Consider the following 26,689-nt stretch of genomic DNA (forward strand, 5'->3'; position numbering starts at 1 on the left):
GTTTCCATGAAAAGAAAAATTATGGTGGTCACCGCCGCTTACGGCCACGACCAGGTACGGGCCGCTGGCGGGCAAACGGCAATGCTGCCCATTATCGCTGAAGCCGGTGCTGACGGCGTCGAAATCCGCCGCGAATTGCTGACCGACGCCGAGCTGCACACGCTGTCTACGGTGGCATCTGCTATCGAAATCTTCGGCCTGCTGGCCTGTTACTCAGCGCCTGAGCCGTTGTTCCTTGAGGACGGTAGCCTCAATCCCCGACTTCCTGCGCTACTTGAAGAAGCACAGGCCCTGCAGGCTCTGTGGCTAAAAGTCTCCCTCGGCCATTTCTCCCATACCGAACAGTTCAACGTGTTACGTGAATGGCTGGACAACAGCGGAATGGAACTGGTTGTCGAAAACGATCAGACCGCCTGCGGACGCCTGAAGCCGATGCAGCGCTTTAACGAAGCCTGCCAGACGCAAAATCTGCCGATATCTCTGACCTTCGATATGGGCAACTGGCTGTGGGTGGGCGACTCCCCGGAACAGGCGGCGCAGAAACTGGCGTCAACCGTTGGGTATATCCATGTCAAAGCCGCCGTTGCACATCGCGACAGCTACCGTGCCGTACCGCCTGATGCAGCCGATCCGCGCTGGCTGACGCTGTTGAAAACGCTGCCGGGCGATGTTCCACGCGGCATTGAGTTTCCCCTGGAAGGGCAGGATTTGGCGGCGGTTACCCGCCGTTACATCGAGTTGTTACGCGAGGAGTAACGCATGAAAAATTCACTGGATGTGGTCACTATTGGTGAAGCGATGGCGATGTTTGTCGCCACGCAAACCGGCGAACTGGCGGATGTGGAGCAGTTTATCAAGCGCGTTGCTGGCGCTGAACTCAATGTGGCGACCGGTCTTGCCCGGCTGGGCCTGAAGGTCGGTTGGGTAAGCCGTGTAGGCAACGACAGTTTTGGCCGTTTTATCGTTAAGTCGCTGGAAAAAGAAGGGATTAATGCGCAGGGAGTCACCCAGGACGGGCGTTACGCTACCGGCTTTCAGCTTAAATCTAAAGTCGAAAATGGAACCGATCCCATTGTGGAATACTTCCGCAAAGGTTCCGCTGCCAGCCACCTCAGCATTGAGGATTATCACGAAGCCTACTTCGCCAGCGCGCGCCACCTACACCTGAGCGGCGTAGCGGCGGCGCTTTCTGCCAGCTCTTATGAACTGTTAGCCCATACCGCCCGCACACTGAAAGCACAAGGGAAGACCATCTCGTTCGACCCGAATTTACGCCCTGTGCTGTGGAAAAGCGAAGCCGAGATGGTGGAAAAACTGAACCGTTTGGCATTCCAGGCCGACTGGGTTTTGCCTGGATTAAAAGAGGGCATGATTTTAACCGGTCAGCAGACGCCTGAAGCCATCGCCGACTTTTATCTGCGCCACGGGGTGAAGGCCGTGATCATCAAAACAGGGGCCGATGGCGCCTGGTATAAAGCCGCCAACGGCGAGCAGGGCTGCGTCGCACCGGTAAAAGTCGACAACGTGGTCGACACCGTCGGCGCAGGCGATGGCTTTGCGGTCGGCGTTATTAGCGCCCTGCTGGAAGGCCGCTCGCTGCATCAGGCGGTGACCCGCGGCAATAAAATTGGCGCACTGGCCATTCAGGTTCAGGGCGACAGCGAAGGATTACCCACACGTGAACAATTAGGGGAATAAATTCCCGGCCAACTCTGTCTCTGTACCCTACATTCAGAGGCGGCGTATCAGTATAACCAGAGGGCAGTCTATGAATAGCTCAACTAATGCAGCAAAACGCTGGTGGTACATCATGCCAATCGTGTTTATCACGTATAGCCTGGCGTACCTTGACCGCGCGAACTTCAGCTTCGCCTCCGCCGCAGGTATCAACGAGGACCTCGGCATTACCAAAGGGATCTCTTCCCTGCTGGGCGCGCTGTTTTTCCTCGGCTACTTCTTCTTTCAGATCCCGGGCGCAATTTACGCCGAACGCCGCAGCGTACGAAAACTGATTTTTGTCTGTCTGATCCTCTGGGGTGCCTGTGCGTCGTTAACCGGCATGGTCAGCAATATTCCAATGCTTGCCGCCATCCGCTTTATTCTTGGCGTCGTTGAAGCCGCGGTTATGCCCGCAATGCTGATTTATATCAGTAACTGGTTTACGAAGTCCGAGCGTTCGCGCGCAAACACTTTCCTGATCCTCGGTAACCCGGTTACCGTCCTGTGGATGTCCGTGGTTTCCGGGTATCTGATCCAGGCACTGGGCTGGCGGGAAATGTTCATCATCGAGGGCTTCCCGGCCATCATCTGGGCGTTCTGCTGGTGGGTGCTGGTAAAAGACAAACCGTCTCAGGTCGGTTGGCTGTCAGAATCTGAAAAAGCCGCCCTTCAGGCACAACTGGAAAAAGAGCAGCAAGGCATCAAAGCCGTACGGAACTATAGCGAGGCTTTCCGCTCACGTAACGTCATCCTGCTGTGTATGCAGTATTTCACCTGGAGTATTGGCGTCTATGGTTTTGTCCTGTGGCTGCCGTCGATTATCCGCAACGGCGGTGCAAATCTGGGGATGGTTGAGGTTGGCTGGCTGTCATCCGTACCTTATCTGGCGGCGACGGCGGCGATGATCCTCGTTTCCTGGGCCTCCGATAAACTGCAAAATCGTAAGCTGTTTGTCTGGCCACTGTTACTGATAGCTGCTTTCGCTTTTATCGGCTCCTGGGCCGTGGGCGCAGACCACTTCTGGATTTCTTACACGCTGTTGGTTATTGCGGGTGCGGCAATGTATGCCCCTTATGGTCCTTTCTTTGCCATCATTCCGGAAATGCTGCCGCGCAACGTTGCCGGGGGTGCAATGGCGCTGATTAACAGTATGGGCGCGCTAGGCTCATTCTTTGGTTCATGGTTTGTCGGCTACCTCAATGGCGCTACCGGCAGCCCGTCCGCCTCGTACATTTTTATGGGGGTAGCGCTTTTTGTCTCAGTATGGCTAACTCTCATTGTGAGGCCGAGTCCTGCCATTGAACACACCGTCGACACTGTGGCAGAACCGCGTAATCAAGGCGGAGGGCGCTGGGCATAGTGAACTATGCCCAAGCCAGACAACGAAGAGTTCGTGGTTCTGACGCGTGTCCCGAAGGGCTGGGGCTATTTTTGCCCATTGCGGCGTTACTCCCAGCTCGTTTGGTTCACCAAACTTCTCTGCTCGTGCCTTGCACTGGGCAAAAATAACCGCCAGCGACGTGCGTGTGCAACGGCAGGACTCGGCCTGAGCCTGCTAATAATCAACAGCTACCTATTGGCGCACGCCACGCTTAAATTTTAACTTACGGAGATTCGCATGAAGCCGTCCATTATTCTCTATAAAGCGTTACCTGACGATTTACTGCATCGCCTGGAAGAGCATTTTACTGTGACTCGTGTGCCTAACCTGCGCCCGGAAACGGTCGCACAGCACGCCGAAGCGTTTGCCAATGCGGAAGGTCTGCTGGGCTCCAGTGAAGCCGTCAATACCGCGCTACTGGAGAAAATGCCGAAACTGCGTGCGACCTCCACGATTTCCGTCGGCTATGACAACTTCGACGTCGATGCCCTTAACGCGCGTAAGGTACTGTTGATGCACACGCCAACCGTACTGACAGAAACCGTCGCCGATACGGTGATGGCGCTGGTGTTAAGCACCGCTCGCCGCGTGGTAGAAGTGGCTGAACGGGTGAAGGTCGGTGAATGGACCAAAAGTATCGGGCCGGACTGGTTCGGTACGGATGTGCACCACAAAACGCTGGGGATTGTCGGCATGGGCCGTATTGGCTTGGCGCTGGCACAACGTGCGCATTTCGGCTTTAGCATGCCGATTCTCTATAATGCGCGCCGTCATCATCAGGAAGCAGAAGAACGTTTCAACGCGCGCTACTGCGATCTTGATACGCTGTTACAAGAATCCGATTTTGTCTGCCTGATCCTGCCGTTAACCGACGAAACGCATCATCTGTTCAGCACCGAACAGTTTGCCAAAATGAAGTCTTCCGCCATTTTCATTAACGCCGGACGTGGGCCGGTGGTCGATGAAAAAGCACTGATTGCCGCCCTGCAAAACGGCGAAATTCATGCCGCTGGCCTGGATGTGTTTGAGCAGGAGCCATTACCGGCAGACTCACCGCTGCTGTCGCTGCCAAACGTGGTTGCTGTGCCGCACATTGGTTCAGCCACGCACGAAACGCGCTATAACATGGCGGCCTGTGCGGTGGATAACTTAATCGATGCGCTGCAAGGACGCGTTGAGAAGAACTGCGTAAACCCGCAGGTCGCGCGATAAACAAAAGGCCGGGTAGCGCTTACGCTCACCCGGCCCTTCATATCTTACAGCGGCTTAATTACTGAGCGGCATTCACCGCAGCAGTCCAGGCCTGGTTAAATGCTTGATGTTGAGAAGCCAACGGGCCAATCAGCGTGTTGTACTGACTTGCCTGCTGTGACGTTGGGAACTGGATACCGTTGGCGACAAAGCTCACCTGCGTATCCTGCTGCGCCACAAAATCACCAACCTGCACTAACTGCTGCGTGAAGATTTGCGCTGCAGGGATCAGCGGCTGTAACGCCTCTGCAGGTACAGTGACGACTTTATTGTAAACCTGGTCAAAGACCGGCTTCAGATCTTCGCCCTGCTTCAGCGCGCCATGCGCAGCATCTGCCTGTAGTTTCGCATTCTGCAACTGTTGCCCTAATACACCTAGCGCACCATTTGCCTGACGCAGCGGCTCACGCTGAGTCACATAATCCTGAGGAACACGAATCGCATTTACGCTATCAACCACCGGACGCAGACCGGAGTCCATCGCCTGATTAACCTGCTGCGAATAGCCATACAGAATCGCGTAATCGGACACAAACGGGCCAAACTGTTTTTTCTGATCGGCGGTCAGCGTTGGTAAACGCTCTCCGCTACGCATTGCAGTATTCTGCAGAAAATCGATAAACGCTTTGCGTTGATCGCCTTCTTTATCAAAACACCCACTCAGGCCAACTACCATTAAGAGCGCCAAAACAGGCGCAAACCAGCGAGAGCAGGACTTACCTGTCGCCATTTTAATACTCCTTTCACCCAAAAATGCGCACAACGACACCCGCGTGCCTGACGTTAACAAGGATAGTCCAGGTCAGCCCCGCAAGATACCCTTTCCGCATAATCTTGTGGGGGAAAATAACCGTTCCCACCACCGTTCGTTTTGCTAAACAATGCTGCATTTACTACTCGGCGTCATATTTTAGTCATCTTTACAATCGGAATCGATCGTTCGGAGATCCCGACCTTTATCAGTTTGTTAGCCTGCGAAAGATTGTTGCCCACCGTTTGCTGAAACGAATCCATCTCTCAAACCCCGAATCCGACTTCATTTTTTCCGACTACTCTTAATGAGCTTCGAAGAAATTCACGATCCCGCTGTGTGATTTGTAGGAGTTCTCAATGGAATACAAAGATCCTATGTTTGAACTGCTGAGCAGTCTGGAGCAGATTGTTTTTAAAGATGTATCGCAGACGGTCACTCTGACGCAAAAAACCAACCCTTTCACCGAATTTGAACAGTTACGACGAGGGACGGGTTTAAAAACAGATGATTTTGCCCGAGTAATGGGCGTGACAGTCGCGATGGTTCATGAATGGGAGTCTAAACGCGTAAAGCCTTCCACTACCGAATTGAAGTTAATGCGCCTGATCCAGGCAGATCCAAGATTAAGTAAGCAACTGATGGATTGAACTATTTTTCAATTTTGCTTAAGAACGGTCCTGTAACGGGGCCGTTCCCTTACGAAGGTTATCCACAAAAAAGAAAATAGTAGTTGCATCCACATGCGTAAAATGAGTTAATGCCCTCAACGGTTTGACGTACAGACCATTACAGCAGTTAGTAAGGCAAGTCCCTTCAAGAGTTATCGTTGATACCCTTCGTAGTGAGCATTTCCTTTACTGTTAAAAAATCTGTAAAGCACGCCATATCGCCGAAAGGCACACTTATTTTTTAAAAGGTAATACACTATGTCCGGTAAAATGACTGGTATCGTAAAATGGTTCAACGCTGACAAAGGTTTCGGCTTCATCACTCCTGACGATGGCTCTAAAGACGTGTTCGTACACTTCTCTGCTATCCAGAACGATGGCTACAAATCTCTGGACGAAGGTCAGAAAGTTTCCTTCACCATCGAAAGCGGCGCTAAAGGCCCGGCAGCTGGCAACGTAACCAGCCTGTAAGCTTAAAAAGCTCAAGATTCTGAATCCCTGCCAAACGGCGGGGATTTTTTTTATCTGTACTTCTTAAAACGCCTCGCCCACACGCGTCTTTGCATTACTTTACCCGTCGCCCCTTTGACCTTTCCCTAAGGGCAAGCTTTATAGTGAGCCAGTCTGTATTCCACAACGTTCACAAGGAATTGAAGCTATGTCGAAATCCTCATTGCTGCTGGTTTTAGGTTTACTCACCACCGGTAGCGCGTTCGCCGCAACCCCTGAAGCCACTTTTTTGGCGGAACACGGGCTCAGCGGAAAATCCGTCGAGCAAATCGTCGAGGCCATTGACCAGTCTCCCCAGAGCCGCCCACTGCCCTACTCGGCATCCGTCACCAGCACTGAACTGAAGCTATCTTCAGGCGATCAGATCTATACCCTGCCGCTCGGTGACAAGTTCTATCTGTCATTTGCCCCTTATGAATGGCAAACACATCCTTGCTTCAACCACAGCCTTTCCGGTTGCCAGGGCGAAATGCCGGAGAAGACATTCAATGTCAAAGTGACGGATAACAAGGGTGACGTAGTGCTACAAAAAGAGATGAAGAGCGGTCGAAATGGCTTCGTCGGGGTTTGGCTACCGCGCAATATGGCAGGCACCATCGCAGTAAGCTACAACGGCAAAAAAGCGGAGTATCCCATTAAGACCATGGAAGACAGCCAGACCTGTCTGACTAAATTACAGCTGCGCTAACAACATAAAAAAATGCCGGATGGCGCAATGCTTATCCGGCCTACTGGTGTTTATCTCGTAGGCCGGATAAGGCGAAGCTGCATCCGGCATTTTCTAAGTCAGCTCAGGACCGTTACTGCAGCAGCGAAATATCCGCCACGCGCAGGAACAGTTCGCGCAGTTTTTCGAGCATGGAGAGACGGTTGATACGCAGATCTTTATCTTCTACGTTGACCATCACTTTCTCGAAGAACGCATCAACTGGCTCACGCAGTTCCGCTAACTCAACCAGCGCTTCCTGGTAATGGCCAGCGGCGAAAACAGGCTCCAGCTTATCGCGCAGCACCACAACCTGCATCGCCAGCGCAATTTCTTCCGGCTCTTTCAGCGTTGCCGCATTCACACGGTCATTCAGCGTTTCTTCAGACTTCGCCAGAATATTTGATACGCGCTTGTTCGCGGCAGCCAGCGCGGACGCGGCCTCCAGGGTACGGAAGTGCGAAACCGCCTTCATACGTGCGTCGAAATCAGCCGGACGAGTCGGACGACGCGCCAGCACGGCCTGAATGGTATCGACGGTATAACCTTCGTCCTGATACCAGGCGCGGAAGCGACCAAGCATAAAGTCGATAACGTCATCCACCACGTTGGCGTTGGTCAGCTTGTCGCCATACAGACGAACAGCCTCTTCCGTCAGCGTTTGCAGATCCAGATTCAGGTTCTTCTCAACGATGATACGCAGCACGCCCAGCGCAGCACGACGCAGCGCAAACGGGTCTTTATCGCCTTTCGGATGCTGACCAATACCGAAGATACCCGCCAGGGTGTCCATCTTGTCAGCAATCGCCACGGCACAAGCCACCGGATTAGACGGCAGGTCATCACCGGCAAAACGCGGCTGATACTGCTCGTTCAGCGCCACAGCAACATCTTCCGCTTCGCCATCGTGACGCGCGTAGTGCATTCCCATCACGCCCTGAGTGTCGGTGAACTCGAAGACCATGTTGGTCATCAGGTCGCACTTGGACAGCAGGCCAGCACGCGTTGCGTGGTTAACGTCAGCGCCAATTTGACCAGCAATCCAGCCCGCCAGCGCCTGGATACGGTCAGTCTTATCGCGCAGCGTACCCAGTTGCTGTTGGAACAGCACGGTTTGCAGACGCGGCAGATGGTCTTCCAGGCGTTTTTTACGGTCGGTATTGAAGAAGAACTCAGCATCCGCCAGACGCGGACGAACGACTTTCTCGTTACCGGAGATAATCTGGGTCGGATCTTTCGATTCAATGTTGGCAACGAAGATAAAGTTCGGCAGCAGTTTGCCGTCATTCGCGTATACCGGGAAGTACTTCTGGTCACCTTTCATGGTGTGTACCAGCGCTTCAGACGGAACAGCGAGGAATTTCTCTTCGAATTTCGCGGTAAGCACTACCGGCCATTCTACCAGCGAGGTGACTTCTTCCAGCAGGCTTTCGCTCAGATCGGCGTTGCCGCCAATCTTACGCGCCGCTTCTTCAGCATCGGCTTTGATTTTCGCTTTACGCTCAGCGTAATCCGCAATGACTTTGCCGCGCTCACGCAGGATTTCCGGATACTGATCGGCAGAATCGATAGTGAATTCCGGCTCGCCCATAAAGCGGTGTCCACGGATCACACGATCGGACTGAATGCCCAGAATCGTTGCCGGAATCACTTTGTCGCCCAGCAGCAGAGTCACGGTGTGAACCGGACGCACGAAGTGAACGTCAGACGCGCCCCAGCGCATCAGTTTCGGGATCGGCAGCTTCGCCAGCGAAGTGGCAATCATGTTTGGCAGCAGCGTTTCAGCGCTTTCGCCTTTCACATGCGCGCGATACAGCAGCCATTCGCCTTTGTCGGTAGTCAGACGCTCAGCCTGATCAACCGTGATGCCGCAGCCACGTGCCCAACCTTCTGCCGCTTTGCTCGGTTTGCCTTCAGCGTCAAACGCCTGGGCAATGGCCGGACCGCGTTTTTCAACTTCACGATCGGGTTGAGATTCCGCCAGATTCGCGACTTTCAGCGCCAGACGACGCGGCGCAGCGAACCACTCAACGTTGCCGTGCGCAATGCCAGCGTTATCCAGCTCCGCGGTAAAGTTTGCAGCAAAGGACTCAGCCAGGCTGCGCAGTGCTTTTGGTGGCAGCTCTTCAGTGCCGATTTCCACCAGAAAAGTTTTCTCAGACATGGCCGCCTCTTATTTGTCTTTGTTGCACATCGGGAAGCCAAGGGCTTCACGGGAAGCGTAGTAAGCTTCTGCCACTGCTTTGGTCAGGGTGCGAATGCGCAGGATATAGCGCTGACGCTCGGTGACGGAGATGGCTTTACGCGCATCCAGCAGGTTGAAGCTATGGGCGGCTTTCAGAATACGTTCATACGCAGGCAGCGGCAGCGGATTTTCCAGCGCCAGCAGCTGCTGCGCTTCTTTCTCGTACTGCTCGAAGCAAGTGAACAGGAAGTCCACATCGGCGTATTCGAAGTTGTAGGTGGATTGCTCCACTTCGTTCTGATGGAACACGTCACCGTAAGTGGTTTTACCCAGCGGGCCGTCGCTCCAGACCAGGTCGTAAACGCTGTCTACGCCCTGAATGTACATGGCCAGACGTTCCAGACCGTAGGTAATTTCCCCGGTTACTGGTTTACATTCCAGACCACCAACCTGCTGGAAGTAGGTGAACTGAGTCACTTCCATGCCGTTCAGCCACACTTCCCAACCCAGACCCCAGGCACCCAGCGTCGGGTTTTCCCAGTTATCTTCCACGAAACGGATATCGTGAATGGTCGGGTCCATACCCAGCTCTTTCAGAGAACCCAGGTACAGCTCCTGAATGTTGTCCGGTGACGGCTTAATCACTACCTGGAACTGATAGTAGTGCTGTAAGCGGTTCGGGTTTTCGCCATAGCGGCCATCGGTCGGACGACGGGAAGGCTGCACATAAGCAGTCGCCATCGGTTCCGGCCCCAGCGCACGCAGGCAGGTCATTGGGTGAGATGTTCCCGCGCCGACTTCCATGTCCAATGGTTGAACAATGGTGCAGCCCTGGCGAGCCCAGTAATCCTGTAAGGTCAGGATCAAGCCCTGGAAGGTCCTGGTATCAAACTTTTGCATATTATTTCGTGCTGGATACGTGTGGATTTAAAGGAAGCGATCAGTATACCCGCTGGCTGCAAGATATACAGTACGAAACGGGAAAAAGGGGGAACTTAGCGCATGGAAAGGTGCAAAAACTGCCCGTCTGCATCAAAAGAACAGACAAAACTCTCTTTACGGAAGGTAGAACCACGCATCTCATAGCTGCCCTGGAATTGCTCCAGGCCGGAGATATCAATTTTCTGCGCGCCAGTGTTGTAGCGTTGCGCAGCCTCATTTTTGCACAATGACTCCATATCCAGCGAACGTGTGGCACTGACCTTAACCTTTTGCGCTTTCTGCGCGGGTGCAGACGGTTGTGTGTCAGCGCACGCTACCAGCAAAAGGGTAGCGATTGCGGGAAAGAAATACTTCATCATCATTTTATTACCGCCTGGTTTGCTGGTCAGTCTTATTATTAGTGTCTGGAAACAGATCCTATTTTGAGAATCTCATCAGACCATCTCAAGCTTTAGCGTAAGAACTCGGATTATTCCAGTGAGCTACGTTCGCAAAATATCGGTCAGACTTTTTTTAATGGACACAGAGGAACTGATGCAGCCCAAAATTTTCTGGATTGATAACCTGCGCGGGATAGCCTGTTTAATGGTCGTGATGATCCACACCACGACCTGGTACATCACCAATGCGCAAAGCGTCAGCCCGTTGAATTGGGATCTGGCTAACGTGCTCAATTCAGCCTCTCGCGTCAGCGTTCCGCTGTTCTTTATGATTTCGGGCTATCTGTTTTTTGGTGAGCGTAGCGCCAAACCGCGCCATTTCCTGCGCATCGCGCTCTGCATTCTGTTTTACAGCAGCGTGGCGCTGGCCTATATCCTGCTGTTTACCTCGATCAACGCTGAGCTGTCGCTGAAGAACCTGCTGCAAAAGCCGGTGTTCTATCATCTGTGGTTTTTCTTCGCGATCGCCGTCATCTACCTGGTTTCTCCGCTGATACAGGTGAAAAATATCAGCGGCAAGATGCTGCTGGCGTTGATGGTGGTGATAGGCGTGATTGCCAATCCCAACACCGTCTCGCAAAAAATTGGCGGTTTTGAATGGCTACCCATTAACCTGTACATCAGCGGCGACACCTTCTATTACATCCTGTACGGCATGCTGGGCCGGGCGATTGGCATGATGGATACGCAAAAGCGCGCGCTCAGCTGGCTCTGTGCGGCGTTATTCATTACCGCAGTATTTATTATTTCTCGTGGCACATTGCATGAACTGCGCTGGCGAGGCAATTTTGCCGACACCTGGTACCTCTACTGCGGCCCTGCGGTATTTATTTGCGCCGTCTCACTCCTGACGCTGGTCAAAAATACGCTCAGCACACGTACTCTGCCGCTACTGGGCCTTATTTCTCGCCATTCATTGGGCATTTATGGTTTTCATGCGCTGATCATTCACGCACTGCGAACCAACGGAATTGAACTCAAAAACTGGCCACCGCTGGATATGCTGTGGATTTTCAGCGCCACGCTGGCAGGCAGTTTACTGTTGTCCATACTGTTGCAGCGTATCGATACGCGCAGGCTGGTGAGTTAATCCCCCATATTTTGCAGACGTAGCAACAAAACTTGCCCCAGTAAACATACGATGAATGCTACCGGGTACAGCCCTTTTTCGAGGGGAGATAACGGGGCATTCCATACACCCACCAGCAGCAATCCTGCCGTGATGTGTGTGACCATTTGACATACAGAGGTTAAGCGCTCGTCGCTCTGATCGAGATTTTCAGCACGCTGATAAACATATGTCACAAACATTCCCGTCATCAGCACGCCGAAAAAATAGCCTTTGCCACTCAATAACGGGCATGCCCGCCAAAAACCAATAACGTAAATCAGTGCGCCAGAGAGGAATAACATCCATAGCAACAGCCTTGTCGTCTTCATTGGGATCTCCTTATCCATCATGGATACAATATGAATAACCCGCTAAAGACAACACAGAAAAATGGCACTACGCCGGACTTTCAGAATAAATCCATGCGTACTAACTATTTATTGGATTGAAATATACATTTGATAAATCCCCTCTGTTTACCAGAGGGGAACGAGGATCAGGACATCAGCGGTTGCAACTGCTGGTAGATTCGGCGGAAGGTTTCCCGACGTTGTTGGTAAAGCGCGTGGCGCCCGGCGTCAGGATAATGCGCTTGTTCCAGCGTAAGCTGAGGCAGAAGGTCTGATAAAGGCCGCTGCGGATTCATGGCAATTTGCGCCAGTCGCGCCGCACCAAGTGCAGGGCCGACATCACCGCCGGTACGATAATCCAGCTGCAATCCGCTGATGTCAGATAGCATCTGACGCCAGTATTCACTGCGCGCCCCGCCGCCAATCAACGTAATGCTGGCGGGCTGCACGCCGCAGGCATGTACCACGTCCATACCGTCAGCCAGCGCAAACCCCACACCTTCCAGCACCGCCTGCGCCAGTTCTGCCGGACCATGCTGATGCGTCAGACCGAAAAATACGCCCTTGGCCTGCGGATTGTTATGCGGCGTACGTTCACCGGAAAGATAAGGTAAAAACCAGACCGGCTCCGCGAGTTCATCGGCCTGTTGCGCAGCGTCAATCAATGCAGGAACGCTCGCCAGTCCGGTTAATTTTGCCGCCCAGTCCAGACACGATGCCGCACTTAACATCACAGACATCAGATGCCATCGCTCAGGCAAAGCATGGCAAAAACTGTGAACCGCACTTTCCGGTTTGCTAAGGAAACCATCACTCACCGCAAAATAGACACCGGACGTCCCCAGCGAAAGCATCGCCTGACCGGCATTCATCATGCCTACGCCAACCGCTCCCGCCGCGTTATCACCACCTCCGGCAACAACCGCAATTTCCTGCATTCCCCAGGCTTTAGCGACTTCTGGCAACAAGGTTCCGGTAATCTCGCTGCCTTCATAGAGCGCAGGCATATGTGCGCGAGTCAGTTTACAGGCAGCCAGCATGACATCGCTCCAGTCACGCTTCGCGACATCCAGCCACATTGTCCCTGCCGCATCAGACATATCGCTGGCAAAATCACCGGTCATGCGCAAACGCAGGTAATCTTTCGGCAGCAGGACTTTATCAATCTGGTTGAAAATCTCCGGCTCGTGGCGTTGCACCCACAGCAGTTTTGGCGCGGTAAAGCCAGGCATCATCAGGTTGCCGGTGATCGCACGAGACTGCGGAACCTGATTCTCCAGCATCACGCACTCTTCACCACAGCGACCATCGTTCCACAGAATAGCCGGACGCAATACCTTCTGTTGCTCATCCAGTAGCGTCGCGCCGTGCATCTGTCCGGCAATCCCCAACGCTTTCACCTCGCGAAGCGAATGCTGCTGGCCCAATGCTTTCACAGCCCGATCCGTTGCCGACCACCACTGCTCAGGGTCTTGTTCAGACCATAACGGATACGGGCGCGAGACGGTGAGTTTCTCCGTGTGCGAAGCGACCACATCCCCCTGCTCGTTGAGCAGGATGGCCTTTACGCCTGATGTGCCAAGATCTATCCCGATATACATAAGGCATCGTTCCTTAAAGAAAGGCCCGGTAGCGCGAGCTGACCGGGCTTACGGACGTTCTCAGAAACCCGTTATTTGTCGAACAAATAATGGTTCACCAGATTTTCCAGCAATTCCTGATGACCGCTCTGGTGCACCGGCGCCAGGTTATGTTGTTCAGCGTACTGCGCAATTTCCGTCAGCGTCATCTGCCCTTTCAGAATTTGCTGGCCCAGCTCACCATTCCAACCGGCATAACGTTTTGCCACGCGCTGATCCAGACCACCGTCTTCAATCATACGGGCCGCAATTTTCAACGACAGTGCCATGGTATCCATCGCGCCAATATGACCATAGAACAGATCATATTTATCGGTACTCTGACGACGCACTTTGGCATCGAAGTTCAGGCCACCAGTGGTGAAGCCGCCCGCCTTCAGGATTTCGTACATCACCAGCGCGTTCTCTTCTACGCTGTTCGGGAACTGATCAGTGTCCCAGCCCAGTTGCGCGTCACCACGGTTGGCATCAACAGAGCCAAACAGACCCAGCGCGATAGCGGTGGCGATTTCGTGATGGAACGAGTGGCCCGCCAGCGTGGCATGGTTAGCTTCGATATTCAGTTTGATCTCTTTTTCCAGACCGAACTGCTTGAGGAAGCCGTAGACGGTCGCCGCATCGTAGTCGTACTGGTGCTTGGTCGGTTCCTGCGGTTTCGGCTCGATAAGCAAAGTGCCCTGGAAACCGGTTTTGTGTTTGTGTTCCACCACCAGTTGCATGAAGCGACCAATTTGCTCACGTTCCTGACGCAGATCGGTATTCAGCAGCGTCTCATAGCCTTCACGACCACCCCACAGAACGTAGTTTTCACCGCCTAACTTGTGCGTGGCATCCATGGCCGTAACCACCTGCGTGGCGGCCCAGCTGAATACTTCCGGATCAGGGTTCGTGGCCGCACCCGCGCCGTAGCGTGGGTTGGTAAAGCAGTTTGCTGTTCCCCACAGCAGCTTCACGCCGCTCTGTTCCTGTTTTGCCGCCAGCACATCAACCATCTGCGCAAAGTTGTTTTTGTACTCTTTCAGTGAAGCCCCTTCAGGCGAGACATCCACATCATGGAAGCAGTAGTAAGGCACGTTCAGCTTGTGGAAGAACTCAAATGCCACGTCCGCCTTGCGTTTCGCCAGCGCCAGTGCTTCACCAGGCTGCTGCCACGGACGATCGAAAGCCCCCATACCGAACATATCCGCACCGTTCCAGCAGAAGGTATGCCAGTAGCAGGCAGCAAAACGCAGATGATCTTCCATACGTTTGCCCAACACGATTTCGTCAGGATTGTAATGGCGAAATGCGAGCGGGTTAGTGGATTGAGTACCTTCAAAACGAACACGATCGAGTTGGTCAAAATAAGCCGGCATAATAAGCTCCATAATCAGGTAATACGGTAAGTAAACTGCGATATGGCTATACTGGAATTTCCTGATTTATTGCTCAATTACGTTATTTCACACCGCTATTAAGAGAATACCCAAACGTGCGCTGGCTCCCAAAAAAACGCGCTGAAAAACGAAATAAAAAAGCGATCGCGATCGAAGGTTAGCCATTAAACAAAAAACCGTAATGCGCAGATGAAAAATGACAATTGTCATCCCGCTGACAGTATGTAAATTTTGCCTGGCCTCAGGCAATCAGGAAATTTGTCACGCTTCATCAAGCAGTCGTACCGGCGGTTTTGCTAGTATCGACAGGCCCACGTTAACCTTTCCAGGACAGGTTCTTATGTTTGATAAACGTCACCGCATCACTCTGTTATTCAATGCCAATAAAGCCTATGACCGTCAGGTGGTAGAAGGAGTGGGTGAATATTTACAGGCATCGCAATCCGAGTGGGATATATTCATTGAGGAAGATTTCCGCGCCCGTATCGATAATATTAAAGACTGGTTAGGCGATGGCGTTATTGCCGATTATGACGATGATGACATTGCGCAATTACTTGCCGATGTCGATGTTCCGATCATCGGCGTTGGGGGTTCCTACCATCGGGAGCAAGATTATCCCCCGGTACATTACATTGCTACCGACAACCACGCGCTGGTAGAAAGCGCTTTTCTGCATCTGAAAGAGAAAGGGGTTAACCGTTTTGCGTTTTACGGCCTGCCTTCCTCAAGCGGTAAACGCTGGGCCGCAGAACGTGAATATGCCTTTTGCCAGTTGGTGGCTAAAGAAAAGTACCGAGGCGTCGTCTACCAGGGGCTGGAAACTGCGCCGGAAAACTGGCAGCACGCGCAAAATCGTCTGGCAGACTGGCTACAAACGTTGCCGCCGCAAACCGGCATTATCGCGGTCACCGACGCGCGGGCACGACACGTCCTGCAAGTCTGCGAGCACCTACATATCCCGGTACCGGAAAAGCTATGCGTGATAGGAATAGATAACGAAGAACTGACCCGTTACTTGTCACGGGTAGCGCTGTCATCCGTGGCTCAGGGAGCCCGGCAGATGGGCTACCAGGCCGCAAAACTTCTGCACCGCTTGCTGGCGAATGAGGCGCTGCCGCTGCAACGCATTCTGGTTCCTCCGGTGCGCGTGGTTGAGCGGCGCTCAACCGATTACCGCTCCTTGACCGATCCTGCCGTCATTCAGGCGATGCACTTTATCCGCAATCATGCCTGCAAAGGGATTAAGGTTGAGCAAGTTCTTGATTCAGTAGGGATTTCACGTTCAAATCTGGAGAAGCGTTTTAAAGAAGAGGTCGGAGAGACTATTCACGCCGTGATTCATGCCGAAAAGCTGGAAAAAGCGCGCAGTCTGTTGATTTCTACCACGCTTTCAATCAACGAAATTTCACAGATGTGTGGCTATCCGTCTCTGCAGTATTTCTATTCGGTCTTCAAGAAAGAGTACGACACGACGCCAAAAGAGTATCGCGATGTGAACAGCGAAGTGTTGCTGTGAGGATTATTGCCGGATACGGCGAAGCCGCCATCCGGCACACAGAATTACATATGCGCGGCGATTAAACGCTGGTTATCCTGATACATTGCGAACAGATAGTTGTTGTAGCTCTGTCCTTTAGTGGAATAACCCTTCAGCTTATGGATCATCGCGGTAGCGGTGACTTCCTGATCGGCTTTACGCAGCTGCGCACGTGATTTACGGAAAGAAGAGTAAGCCGGGTGCGTGTTCAGGTTGATGACGTAAGCATTCACCGACTCTTTCACCGATTCAAACTGTGAGTAGCCTTTCACCTTACCAGGGGCATTGTTACAACGACCTTTGCCACATTTCATGCCAAACAGGTTGTTGTTGCTACGCGCCAGCTTCGACGTACCCCAGCCGCTTTCGGCCGCAGCCATGGTTGCCACCATGCTCGTCGGGATAATGTCTACGCGCTCAAGCAGCGTATTCCACGGAATTTTACGCGTGTTGCCAGACCAGCTCACCTTGTAGCGCTTCGCGATGTCTTTCATACGCGTACGCTCAGTCGGTGACCAGCGGTTCTGGTACTGTTTTGAAATCAGCCAGTTACGGTCCGCAGTAATGGCAGCATTTTGACTGGTAATATAAGGCATAACCGTCCGGAGAAACGCTTTTTTCCTTGGTGTTCCGGAAGGGTATTTTCGCAAATCAGGAAGTGAACTACTCTTTGCACTATTGCGAGAATACTCTTGTTTACTGCTAACCTGTTTATTACTTGCCTTGGTTATCTGGGGCTTGTGACTCGTTGTCGCCGTGTGTGTCTTTGCCAGCACCTCACCCGAAAATGCAACGGTGAGTAACATAAGAATCATTGCCCCATATCGTCGAATGGGAGTCAATATCATTAGGTCTCCTGGTCGGATTTATACATTCCAACACCTTATATTTTTCACAAAAATGAGAGATGAATCTCAAATCATATCAAAAATAGCCGTCAAGAGCACCCAAAGGAATAGTCCAATTCTGAAACTATGTCACGCATTAACGGTTCAGGGTGCCATTAATTCGAAGAAAATGTGGAGGTTATCGCAAAATTAGTTCATTTTTTGAACGCGATCGCTCACCCTCACTTCTCCTCCTGGCGGAATCGACTCAAAGGATGAGTTTCCAGCCTGATTTCACTGGCAAACTGGCGAAAACAGCAGCACCAAGGACAGCATTATGAAACTTGCCGCCGTTGCGCTGGCGCTCATGCCCGGCATTGCCATCGCCTCATCATGGACTTCTCAGGGACTCCCCAACTTCGAAGCGGAAGGTACGGGTAAATTCGTCAGCCATGCAGCGTTGACGAAGGGTACTCGTCCTTTAATCCTGAATTTTGACCAACAGTGCTGGCAGCCTGCTGATGCGATAAAACTCAACCAGATGCTATCGCTAAAACCGTGTGAAGGCGCGCCGCCGCAGTGGCGTTTATTCAAAGACGGCGATTACACGCTGGAAGTCGATACCCGCTCCGGAACGCCAACGTTGATGCTTTCGGTAAAAAGCGCCGCAGACCCTGTCACGACCCAGATTCGCCAGTGCCCGAAATGGGATGGTTCGCCGTTAACACTGGATGTGAGCCAGACCTTTCCGGAAGGTGCCGTGGTGCGCGATTACTACAGTAAACAAACAGCAACGGTAAAGAATGGGTCGATTACCCTACAGCCTGCCGCAGCCAGTAACGGGCTGTTGCTGCTGGAACGAGCAGAAACCGATGCCCCGGCTGCTTTCGACTGGCATAACGCTACGGTGTATTTCGTTCTGACGGATCGCTTTGTAAATGGTGACCCAGGCAACGACCACAGCTACGGACGTCGCAACGACGGCATGCAGGAAATTGGCACTTTCCACGGTGGCGATTTGCGCGGACTCACCAGTAAACTCGACTACCTGCAACAGTTGGGCGTCAACGCCTTGTGGATCAGCGCACCGTTTGAGCAAATTCACGGTTGGGTCGGCGGTGGCACCAAAGGCGATTTCCCCCACTACGCTTATCACGGCTATTACACTCAGGACTGGACCACGCTCGATGCGAATATGGGTAATGAAGCTGACCTGCGTGCCCTGGTTGAGGGTGCGCACCAGCGCGGCATTCGTATCCTGTTCGATGTCGTCATGAATCATACCGGCTACGCCACGCTGGCGGATATGCAGGAGTATCAGTTTGGAGCGCTGTACTTGTCGGGCGATGAACTGAAAAACACGCTCGGTGAACGCTGGACGGACTGGAAGCCAGCCGCCGGGCAAAGCTGGCACAGCTTTAATGATTACATCAACTTCAGCGATAAAGCAGGTTGGGAAAAATGGTGGGGGAAAAACTGGATCCGTACCGATATTGGCGATTACGACAATCCAGGCTTTGACGACCTGACCATGTCACTGGCCTTCCTGCCCGATCTGAAAACCGAATCCACCACACCTTCCGGGCTGCCAAACTTTTATCAGCACAAGCCAGATACGCACGCTAAAGCTATCGCCGGTTACACGCCCCGCGATTATCTGACGCACTGGCTCAGCCAGTGGGTGCGTGATTACGGGATTGACGGCTTTCGGGTTGATACCGCCAAACACGTCGAGCTTCCCGCCTGGCAGCAATTAAAAACACAGGCCAGCGCAGCGCTGGCTGAATGGAAGAAAGCCAACCCGGATAAAGCGCTGGATGATAAACCTTTCTGGATGACCGGCGAGGCCTGGGGTCACGGCGTAATGCAAAGCGACTATTACCGTCACGGCTTTGATGCGATGATCAATTTCGACTACCAGGAGCAGGCGGCAAAGGCCGTCGATTGTCTGGCAAATATGGATATCACCTGGCAACAAATGGCTGAAAAACTGCAGGATTTCAACGTCATGAGCTATCTCTCCTCGCACGATACGCGTCTGTTTCGCGAAGGTGGAGACAAAGCCGCCGAGCTATTGCTGCTGGCGCCTGGCGCGGTACAACTCTTTTACGGCGACGAGTCGGCCAGACCCTTTGGACCAACAGGTTCAGACCCATTGCAGGGCACGCGCTCAGAAATGAACTGGCAGGATGTGAGCGGGAAATCTGCCGCCAGCGTCGCACACTGGCAGCGCATCAGTCAGTTCCGAGCCAGACATCCCGCCATCGGCGCCGGTAAACAGACTACGCTGACATTGAAGCAGGGATACGGATTTATCCGCGAGCATGGCGACGATAAGGTGATGGTGGTGTGGGCCGGCCAGCCCTGATCCCAACAGGCTTCCCGCTGTGCATACGGCGGGAAGCCCAACACAAAATAAAAAACCAGCCAGGCAAACATCTGCAGCACAAAACATCAATCCGGTCCGCTTCCCCTGATTTGCACCCTGCCATGGGTAGCGCTATGGTTAGCCACTTTACTACTCAGTTCGACAGACCCCCTGCTATGACATTCTCACTTTTTGGCGACAAATTTACCCGCCATTCAGGCATCACCCGCCTGATGGAGGACCTCAACGACGGTTTACGCACCCCAGGCGCCATCATGCTCGGCGGTGGTAATCCGGCGCAAATTCCAGAGATGCAAAATTACTTCCAGTCTCTGCTGACAGATATGCTGGCAAACGGCAAAGCCACTGATGCGCTTTGCAATTATGACGGTCCGCAAGGGAAAACCGAGCTCCTGTCTGAGTTGGCGAAACTGCTACGTGAGAAGCAGGGTTGGGATATTGAGCCACAAAATATTGCACTGACAAATGGCAGTCAGAGCGCGTTTTTCTACTTATTCAATCTGTTCGCCGGACGCCGCGCTGACGGAACAACGCAAAAAGTGTTATTCCCATTAGCCCCGGAATACATTGGCTATGCCGATTCCGGGCTAGAAGAAGATCTTTTCGTCTCCGCACGTCCGAACATCGAACTGTTACCGGAAGGCCAGTTTAAGTATCACGTTGATTTTGAACACCTGCACATCGGTGAAGAGACGGGGATGATCTGCGTGTCACGCCCCACTAACCCGACAGGCAATGTGATCACAGACGACGAGCTGATGAAGCTGGACCGGCTGGCCAACCAGCATGGGATCCCGCTGGTGATTGATAACGCCTATGGCGTACCATTCCCTGGCATCATCTTTAGCGAAGCGCGTCCGCTGTGGAACCCCAACATTGTGCTGTGCATGAGCCTTTCCAAGCTGGGTCTGCCAGGTTCCCGCTGCGGCATCATTATCGCCAATGAAAAAATCATCACTGCGATTACCAATATGAACGGCATCATCAGCCTTGCTCCTGGCGGGATGGGACCGGCGATGATGTGCGAGATGATTAAACGTAACGATCTACTGCGCCTGTCCGAAACGGTAATTAAACCGTTTTACTATCAGCGCGTTCAGGAGACGATTGCGATTATTCGCCGCTACTTGTCAGAAGATCGCTGCCTTATCCATAAACCAGAGGGCGCGATTTTTCTTTGGCTGTGGTTCAAAGATTTGCCCATCACGACTGAACTGCTGTATCAGCGCCTGAAAGCGCGTGGCGTACTGATGGTTCCCGGTGACTACTTCTTCCCGGGGCTGGATAAACCCTGGCCGCATACCCATCAGTGCATGCGGATGAACTACGTGCCAGAACCAGAGAAAATCGAAGCTGGTGTGAAGATTCTGGCTGAAGAGATCGAACTCGCCTGGCTGGAAGGATAACGCAAACCCGACCCAAGTGCGGGTCGGGCTCACTTCACAACGGTTGTGAACGCAGACGCTGTCGCTGAATACTGACGGCATCAATACACTGCAACGCGCTGGTCGGGCAGGCTTCTACACACGCTGGCCCCGTCTCACGATGCCAGCACAAATCGCATTTTATCGCCTGCACCCGCGACGAACGGGCAACGACATTCATTGCCCCAAACGGGCAGGCCAGCATACAGCTTTTACAACCAATACAACGTGTCTGTTCAACGAAGATATGCCCATGTTCACGACGAATGGCGTGCGTTGGGCAAACATTCGCACAGGGAGCGTCTTCGCATTGATGGCAGGCGACTGCCGTTGTAAAGGCGTCATCTTTGATTACCCGAATCCGCGGTATAAACGCAGAAGAAGAGACTGACGCACAGTCCTGGTTTTGCTGGTGCGCGACGACGCAGGCAACTTCGCAGGTACGACACCCAATACATTTTGCCGCATCCGCCATAATAAACGCGTTCATTGTCCCCTCCCTCTGCGTGAAAACCACAGAGTGCCAGAGAGGTCGCTCTTGTCGCTTTGATCGGACAGGGGAAACGGTTAAATATTGTCAGGTGCCTGAATAACTATGGATCTCTGCCTAATCGCGAACGGTAAAACCCAGCTCATTTGAAATCGCCTGCGCGGTTTCCCGTAGTGGCTTGAGTAGATTTTTTTCCCCTATCTGCTTAAGTCGCGAGGTAGAGAGTGAAATTGACACCGCGTACGGCACCCGACCATGAATATCAAACACCGGCACGGCAATACAGGAAACGCCCAGTTCGTTCTCTTCCCGATCCATCGCCATACTGCTTTCGCGGATCTGCGCCAATTCGTCGTACATCGCCGGTAAACCGGTAATGGTATTGCGGGTCAGGGGCTGAATAAGATCCTGATGGCTCTCCCAGTAGGCTTCCACATAATCCGCATGCCCAAACGCCATGTAAATTTTACCCATCGCCGAGCAATACAGCGGCATATGTTGGCCGATATAAGCGCGGGTACGCAGCATGCCCGTCGTCGGTTCCAGCTTATAAATCAGAATCGCGTGGTCATCTTCACGGCTTGAGAAGTTGATGGTTTCACCGGTGGCGATATTCAGCGCTTCGAGGTGCGGCGCAGCAACATGGATGATGTTCAGTGACGACAACGCCTTCTGACCCACGGCAATAAATTTGGTGGTCAGGCGATAACTCCCTGCCGCTGGCGCGGGGGTGACATACCCACAGGATTGCAGCCCTTGCAGGAGTCGATGCACAGTACTTTTGTTCAGCCCTGCCAGTTCAGACAAATGCGCCAACGGGCACCCATTCGGATAGTTACTCAGAATCTCAATCAACATCAAACCACGGAACAGGCTCTGACTTCCGGCTGGCCTCTCTTTGTCTTGCGTCATTTCACTCTCTTTTGTGCCCATCGCTTCCGCTCCCCTTTTCGTCGCGCTCTGATGGTAGCGCAAAGTGTGTTTCAGTTCACGATCTGAACCGAAAAAACACAACTATTTGATTTTGATGATTTTAAAAAATAGACCACCCCGTTGATCTGTCAAAATTTGATCGCTATATTTGAAATCAGATTTCGCATAGTGAAATTTAGAGATAAAAAAGCGATCAAATTTAAACAAGGAAACAGGAATGAAAGTCACTTTTGAGCAGTTGAAAGATGCGTTCAATCGGGTACTGCTGGCACGCGGTATCGCCGTTGAAACCGCCGATGCCTGTGCAGAAATGTTTGCGCGCACCACCGAGTCCGGCGTGTATTCGCACGGCGTGAATCGTTTTCCTCGTTTTATTCAGCAATTAGATAACGGCGACATCATTCCTGAGGCCAAACCGCAACGCATTACTAGCCTGGGAGCGATTGAACAATGGGATGCCCAGCGTTCGATCGGAAATCTGACGGCGAAAAAGATGATGGACCGAGCCATTGAGCTGGCCTCTGATCACGGTATTGGCCTGGTCGCACTGCGTAACGCCAACCACTGGATGCGCGGCGGCAGCTATGGCTGGCAGGCGGCAGAGAAAGGCTACATTGGTATCTGCTGGACCAACTCGATTGCCGTCATGCCGCCGTGGGGTTCGAAAGAGTGTCGCATTGGTACTAACCCGTTGATCGTCGCCATCCCCTCATCGCCAATCACCATGGTTGATATGTCGATGTCGATGTTCTCCTACGGCATGCTGGAAGTGAATCGCCTGGCCGGTCGCGAACTGCCGGTAGATGGTGGCTTTGATGATGAAGGCAATCTCACTAAAGAGCCGGGCGTTATCGAAAAAAACCGCCGCATTTTACCAATGGGTTACTGGAAAGGTTCAGGTCTGTCGATTGTGCTGGATATGATCGCCACCCTGCTTTCAGACGGTTCTTCCGTGGCCGAGGTCACCCAGGACAACAGCGATGAATATGGCGTTTCACAGATTTTCATCGCCATTGAAGTGGATAAGCTGATCGATGGCGCCACCCGTGATGCCAAGCTACAGCGGATTATGGATTTCATCACCTCCGCCGAACGCGCCGATGAAAACACACCTGTCCGCCTGCCGGGCCACGAGTTTACAAAGCTGCTGGAAGAAAACCGCCGCAACGGTATCACCGTTGATGACAGCGTCTGGGCCAAAATTCAGGCGTTGTAAGGAGTCAGAGTATGATCTTTGGACATATCGCTCAGCCTAACCCATGTCGTTTACCCGCGGCGATTGAAAGGGCACTCGACTTTCTGCGCAGCACAGACTTCCGCAATCTGGAACCGGGCGTGGTAGAAATCGACGGTAAAAATATCTTCGCGCAGGTTATCGATTTAACCACGCGTGACGTTGCCGAAAATCGCCCGGAGGTGCATCGCCGCTACCTGGATATTCAATTTCTGGCCTGGGGCGAAGAGAAAATCGGGATCGCGATTGATACCGGGAATAACCAAATCAGCGAATCGTTATTAGAACAGCGCGATATTATTTTTTATCACGCCAGCGAACATGAATCTTTCATTGAAATGATTCCGGGAAGTTATGCCATATTTTTCCCGCAGGATGTTCATCGCCCTGCATGTCATAAAACTGTCGCCACGCCGATCCGCAAAATAGTTGTGAAGGTTGCTATTTCAGTTTTATAAAAGGAGCACAACATGAGCGTTAATAATGCCGGTTATATTATCGGTGCGTACCCCTGTGCACCCTCATTTCACCAAAAGAGTGAAGAGGAAGAGAAGGAATTCTGGCGACAGCTCGCCGATACTCCCGATATTCGCGGTCTGGAGCAGCCCTGCCTTGAACATCTTCATCCGTTAGGCGACGAATGGTTATTACGTCATACGCCGGGCGACTGGCAAATCGTGGTCACCGCCATTATGGAAACCATGCGCCGTCGCGGCGCAAACAGCGCTTTTGGGCTGGCCTCCAGCGACGAAGAACAGCGTAAAGCCAGCGTGGCGTATTACCGTCATCTGCAGCAGAAAATCAACCATATCAATACGGCACACGCCGGAAAAGTGATTGCGCTGGAACTGCATGCCGCCCCCAATGCCAGCAACCCAAATGTTGCACAGGCCACCGACGCGTTTGCCCGTTCTCTGAAAGAGATTACCTCCTGGGACTGGTCCTGCGATCTGGTGCTGGAACATTGCGACGCCATGATCGGCATTGCGCCGCGCAAAGGCTTTCTGCCGTTGGACAACGTGCTGGAGGTCATTGCCGGGTATGACATCAGCCTGTGCATTAACTGGGCGCGATCGACCATTGAAGGACAGAATCCCGCCCTGGCGCTGGCCCACACGCAGCAGGCCAAACGGGCTGGAAAACTGGGCGCGCTGATGTTCTCCGGTACCACGCTTGCGGGGGAATACGGCGAGTGGCAGGACTTACATGCGCCGTTTGCCCCATTCTGCCCACAAAGCCTGATGACCACCGACCATGCCCGCGAATTATTCGCCTGCGCAGAAGCCGAACCACTGCAATTTGCCGGTATTAAATTGCTGGAAATAAACGCCAATGCAGATGTGAACCATCGCGTAGCAATATTGCGCGACGGTATCGCCGCATTAAATAAAGCAAAACTATAAAAATAAAATACTACTCTACGAGAATATTAATATGAACATGACCTCTCGCCCTACACTCAAAGATATACCCCGTCAGCGCTGGCTGCGGATTATTCCACCTATTCTCATCGCCTGTATTATTTCTTATATGGACCGCGTCAATATCGCTTTCGCGATGCCGGGCGGAATGGATGAGGAATTAGGTATTTCCGCCACCATGGCAGGACTGGCTGGCGGTATTTTCTTTATCGGTTATCTGTTTTTACAGGTTCCCGGCGGAAAAATTGCCGTTCACGGCAGCGGCAAGAAATTTATCGGCTGGTCGCTGGTTGCCTGGGCGGTTATTTCCGTCCTCACGGGGTTAATCACTAATCAGTACCAACTGCTGGTTCTGCGCTTTTTACTCGGCGTTGCCGAAGGCGGCATGCTGCCGGTGGTGCTGACGATGATCAGTAACTGGTTCCCCGACGCCGAGCGTGGTCGCGCCAATGCGATTGTGATTATGTTTGTGCCGATTGCCGGGATCATTACCGCTCCGCTCTCGGGCTGGATTATCACCGTTCTCGACTGGCGCTGGCTGTTCATCATTGAAGGTTTGCTTTCCGTCGTTGTACTGGTGTTGTGGGCCTATACCGTTTACGACCGTCCACAGGAGGCGCGCTGGATCTCTGAGGCCGAGAAAAATTACCTGGTCGAAACGCTTGCCGCCGAGCAAAAAGCCATTGCCGGAACGGAAGTCAAAAATGCCTCTCTGGGCGCGGTGCTTTCCGATAAAACCATGTGGCAGCTCATCGCGCTGAACTTCTTCTATCAGACCGGGATTTACGGTTACACCCTGTGGCTGCCGACCATCCTCAAAGAGTTGACGCACAGCAGCATGGGACAGGTCGGTATGCTCGCCATTCTGCCGTACGTCGGGGCCATTGCCGGGATGTTCCTGTTCTCTTCTCTCTCTGACCGCACCGGTAAACGCAAGCTGTTCGTCTGCCTGCCGTTGATTGGCTTTGCCCTGTGCATGTTCCTTTCCGTGGCGCTGAAAAATAACGTCTGGCTGGCTTATGCCGCGCTGGTCGGCTGCGGCTTCTTCCTGCAATCGGCAGCGGGCGTGTTCTGGACCATTCCGGCGCGTTTGTTCAGTGCGGAAATGGCCGGTGGCGCGCGTGGAGTCATCAACGCGCTGGGCAACCTCGGCGGCTTCTGCGGTCCTTATGCGGTCGGCGTACTCATCACCCTGTATAGCAAAGATGCGGGGGTTTACTGCCTGGCTATCTCACTGGCTCTGGCCGCGCTGATGGCGCTGCTGCTGCCAGCCAAATGCGACGCCGGTGCCGCTCCGCTAAAGACACTGAATCCACATAAACGTACAGCGTAAAACAATGCCCGGTGGCGCTGCGCTTACCGGGCCTACAGGTAGCAACCGTCCCAGGCCGGATAAGC

25 protein-coding genes are annotated in these 26,689 nt (G+C 52.9%); 15 read left to right on the forward strand and 10 right to left on the reverse strand.

The annotated features are described in order from the left end of the window. Positions 1-6: 6 nt before the first annotated feature. The 4 genes from OGX66_RS03820 to ghrB all read left to right on the forward strand — a co-directional run bounded on the left by OGX66_RS03820 (position 7) and on the right by ghrB (position 4,312). The gene (locus OGX66_RS03820; protein WP_149911611.1) at positions 7-756 is read left to right on the forward strand and encodes a sugar phosphate isomerase/epimerase family protein; all 750 of its coding nucleotides are present in this window, start codon (positions 7-9) and stop codon (positions 754-756) included. Positions 757-759: 3 nt separating this feature from the next. Further along, positions 760-1,698, forward strand: coding sequence for a sugar kinase (locus OGX66_RS03825; protein ID WP_270932822.1), 939 nt, complete (start codon positions 760-762; stop codon positions 1,696-1,698). Positions 1,699-1,768: 70 nt separating this feature from the next. Beyond that, positions 1,769-3,079 carry an MFS transporter gene (locus OGX66_RS03830; protein WP_032939182.1) on the forward strand — a complete coding sequence of 437 codons (1,311 nt, stop codon included), beginning with the start codon at positions 1,769-1,771 and terminating at the stop codon, positions 3,077-3,079. Positions 3,080-3,337: 258 nt separating this feature from the next. Beyond that, positions 3,338-4,312, forward strand: a complete 975-nt coding sequence (gene ghrB / locus OGX66_RS03835; RefSeq protein WP_016151146.1) for a glyoxylate/hydroxypyruvate reductase GhrB — start codon at positions 3,338-3,340, stop codon at positions 4,310-4,312. Between the two features lie 58 nt (positions 4,313-4,370). Here the strand turns inward: ghrB and OGX66_RS03840 are convergent, their stop codons facing one another. Next, complete coding sequence (locus OGX66_RS03840) at positions 4,371-5,081, reverse strand: DUF3053 domain-containing protein (protein ID WP_003837709.1); 711 nt, start codon at positions 5,079-5,081, stop codon at positions 4,371-4,373. Between the two features lie 380 nt (positions 5,082-5,461). On the opposite strand from OGX66_RS03840, the gene OGX66_RS03845 reads away from it, so the two are divergent. From OGX66_RS03845 to cueP, 3 genes are all read left to right on the forward strand, one after another. Then, positions 5,462-5,752, forward strand: coding sequence for an HTH-type transcriptional regulator (locus OGX66_RS03845; protein ID WP_003024273.1), 291 nt, complete (start codon positions 5,462-5,464; stop codon positions 5,750-5,752). Between the two features lie 279 nt (positions 5,753-6,031). After that, positions 6,032-6,244 (forward strand): transcription antiterminator/RNA stability regulator CspE, encoded by a 213-nt coding sequence (cspE, locus tag OGX66_RS03850; protein ID WP_000014594.1) that lies wholly within the window; start codon positions 6,032-6,034, stop codon positions 6,242-6,244. Positions 6,245-6,431: 187 nt separating this feature from the next. Beyond that, a complete protein-coding gene (gene cueP / locus OGX66_RS03855) occupies positions 6,432-6,971 on the forward strand; it encodes a copper-binding periplasmic metallochaperone CueP (protein WP_003024269.1) in 540 nt (179 codons plus the stop codon). 112 nt (positions 6,972-7,083) lie between these two features. On the opposite strand, the gene glyS is transcribed toward cueP, so the two are convergent. The 3 genes from glyS to OGX66_RS03870 form a co-directional block, all read right to left on the reverse strand. Next, positions 7,084-9,153, reverse strand: a complete 2,070-nt coding sequence (glyS, locus tag OGX66_RS03860) for a glycine--tRNA ligase subunit beta (RefSeq protein WP_003837705.1) — start codon at positions 9,151-9,153, stop codon at positions 7,084-7,086. A gap of 9 nt (positions 9,154-9,162) precedes the next feature. Beyond that, positions 9,163-10,074: a glycine--tRNA ligase subunit alpha gene (glyQ, locus tag OGX66_RS03865; RefSeq protein ID WP_001168551.1), complete on the reverse strand. Its 912-nt coding sequence runs from the start codon at positions 10,072-10,074 to the stop codon at positions 9,163-9,165. Positions 10,075-10,169: 95 nt separating this feature from the next. Further along, complete coding sequence (locus tag OGX66_RS03870) at positions 10,170-10,478, reverse strand: YsaB family lipoprotein (RefSeq protein ID WP_032937205.1); 309 nt, start codon at positions 10,476-10,478, stop codon at positions 10,170-10,172. A gap of 172 nt (positions 10,479-10,650) precedes the next feature. On the opposite strand from OGX66_RS03870, the gene OGX66_RS03875 reads away from it, so the two are divergent. Beyond that, positions 10,651-11,646, forward strand: coding sequence for an acyltransferase (locus tag OGX66_RS03875; RefSeq protein ID WP_003837703.1), 996 nt, complete (start codon positions 10,651-10,653; stop codon positions 11,644-11,646). On the opposite strand, the gene yiaB is transcribed toward OGX66_RS03875, so the two are convergent. From yiaB to xylA, 3 genes are all read right to left on the reverse strand, one after another. Further along, on the reverse strand, positions 11,643-11,996 hold the full coding sequence (gene yiaB / locus OGX66_RS03880) for an inner membrane protein YiaB (protein ID WP_270932823.1): 354 nt from the start codon (positions 11,994-11,996) through the stop codon (positions 11,643-11,645). The two genes, OGX66_RS03875 and yiaB, sit on opposite strands and share 4 nt — an antisense overlap. A 167-nt stretch (positions 11,997-12,163) precedes the next feature. Beyond that, the gene (gene xylB / locus OGX66_RS03885) at positions 12,164-13,618 is read right to left on the reverse strand and encodes a xylulokinase (RefSeq protein ID WP_044713986.1); all 1,455 of its coding nucleotides are present in this window, start codon (positions 13,616-13,618) and stop codon (positions 12,164-12,166) included. A 71-nt stretch (positions 13,619-13,689) separates the two neighbouring features. Then, the gene (gene xylA / locus OGX66_RS03890) at positions 13,690-15,012 is read right to left on the reverse strand and encodes a xylose isomerase (protein ID WP_003024252.1); all 1,323 of its coding nucleotides are present in this window, start codon (positions 15,010-15,012) and stop codon (positions 13,690-13,692) included. Positions 15,013-15,373: 361 nt separating this feature from the next. Here xylA and xylR point away from each other — a divergent pair, with 361 nt between their 5' ends. Further along, on the forward strand, positions 15,374-16,552 hold the full coding sequence (xylR, locus tag OGX66_RS03895) for a D-xylose utilization transcriptional activator XylR (RefSeq protein ID WP_003024250.1): 1,179 nt from the start codon (positions 15,374-15,376) through the stop codon (positions 16,550-16,552). A 44-nt stretch (positions 16,553-16,596) separates the two neighbouring features. Here xylR and OGX66_RS03900 read toward each other — a convergent pair whose 3' ends face one another. Continuing rightward, positions 16,597-17,421, reverse strand: coding sequence for a protein bax (locus OGX66_RS03900; protein ID WP_003024247.1), 825 nt, complete (start codon positions 17,419-17,421; stop codon positions 16,597-16,599). A 316-nt stretch (positions 17,422-17,737) separates the two neighbouring features. Here OGX66_RS03900 and malS point away from each other — a divergent pair, with 316 nt between their 5' ends. Both malS and avtA read left to right on the forward strand, forming a co-directional pair. Then, positions 17,738-19,768 carry an alpha-amylase gene (gene malS / locus OGX66_RS03905; protein ID WP_044713988.1) on the forward strand — a complete coding sequence of 677 codons (2,031 nt, stop codon included), beginning with the start codon at positions 17,738-17,740 and terminating at the stop codon, positions 19,766-19,768. Positions 19,769-19,944: 176 nt separating this feature from the next. Continuing rightward, positions 19,945-21,195, forward strand: coding sequence for a valine--pyruvate transaminase (gene avtA / locus OGX66_RS03910; RefSeq protein ID WP_048217060.1), 1,251 nt, complete (start codon positions 19,945-19,947; stop codon positions 21,193-21,195). Positions 21,196-21,229: 34 nt separating this feature from the next. On the opposite strand, the gene OGX66_RS03915 is transcribed toward avtA, so the two are convergent. Together OGX66_RS03915 and yiaJ are read right to left on the reverse strand one after the other, a co-directional pair. After that, entirely contained in the window at positions 21,230-21,703 is a 474-nt protein-coding gene (locus OGX66_RS03915) for a 4Fe-4S dicluster domain-containing protein (RefSeq protein WP_044700411.1), read from the reverse strand. Between the two features lie 117 nt (positions 21,704-21,820). Beyond that, the gene (gene yiaJ / locus OGX66_RS03920) at positions 21,821-22,636 is read right to left on the reverse strand and encodes an IclR family transcriptional regulator YiaJ (protein ID WP_003024237.1); all 816 of its coding nucleotides are present in this window, start codon (positions 22,634-22,636) and stop codon (positions 21,821-21,823) included. Between the two features lie 217 nt (positions 22,637-22,853). On the opposite strand from yiaJ, the gene yiaK reads away from it, so the two are divergent. From yiaK to OGX66_RS03940, 4 genes are read left to right on the forward strand one after another with little or no spacing between them, the layout of a single operon-like run. Continuing rightward, positions 22,854-23,852: a 3-dehydro-L-gulonate 2-dehydrogenase gene (yiaK, locus tag OGX66_RS03925; protein ID WP_003024235.1), complete on the forward strand. Its 999-nt coding sequence runs from the start codon at positions 22,854-22,856 to the stop codon at positions 23,850-23,852. A gap of 11 nt (positions 23,853-23,863) precedes the next feature. After that, complete coding sequence (locus tag OGX66_RS03930; RefSeq protein WP_003024232.1) at positions 23,864-24,328, forward strand: YhcH/YjgK/YiaL family protein; 465 nt, start codon at positions 23,864-23,866, stop codon at positions 24,326-24,328. Between the two features lie 12 nt (positions 24,329-24,340). Next, the gene (locus OGX66_RS03935; RefSeq protein ID WP_270932824.1) at positions 24,341-25,273 is read left to right on the forward strand and encodes a DUF4862 family protein; all 933 of its coding nucleotides are present in this window, start codon (positions 24,341-24,343) and stop codon (positions 25,271-25,273) included. A 31-nt stretch (positions 25,274-25,304) separates the two neighbouring features. Then, entirely contained in the window at positions 25,305-26,624 is a 1,320-nt protein-coding gene (locus OGX66_RS03940; RefSeq protein WP_003837687.1) for an MFS transporter, read from the forward strand. Positions 26,625-26,689: the final 65 nt, after the last annotated feature.

It is taken from the genome of Citrobacter sp. Cf072 (assembly GCF_030334485.1).
Lineage (GTDB): Bacteria > Pseudomonadota > Gammaproteobacteria > Enterobacterales > Enterobacteriaceae > Citrobacter > Citrobacter freundii.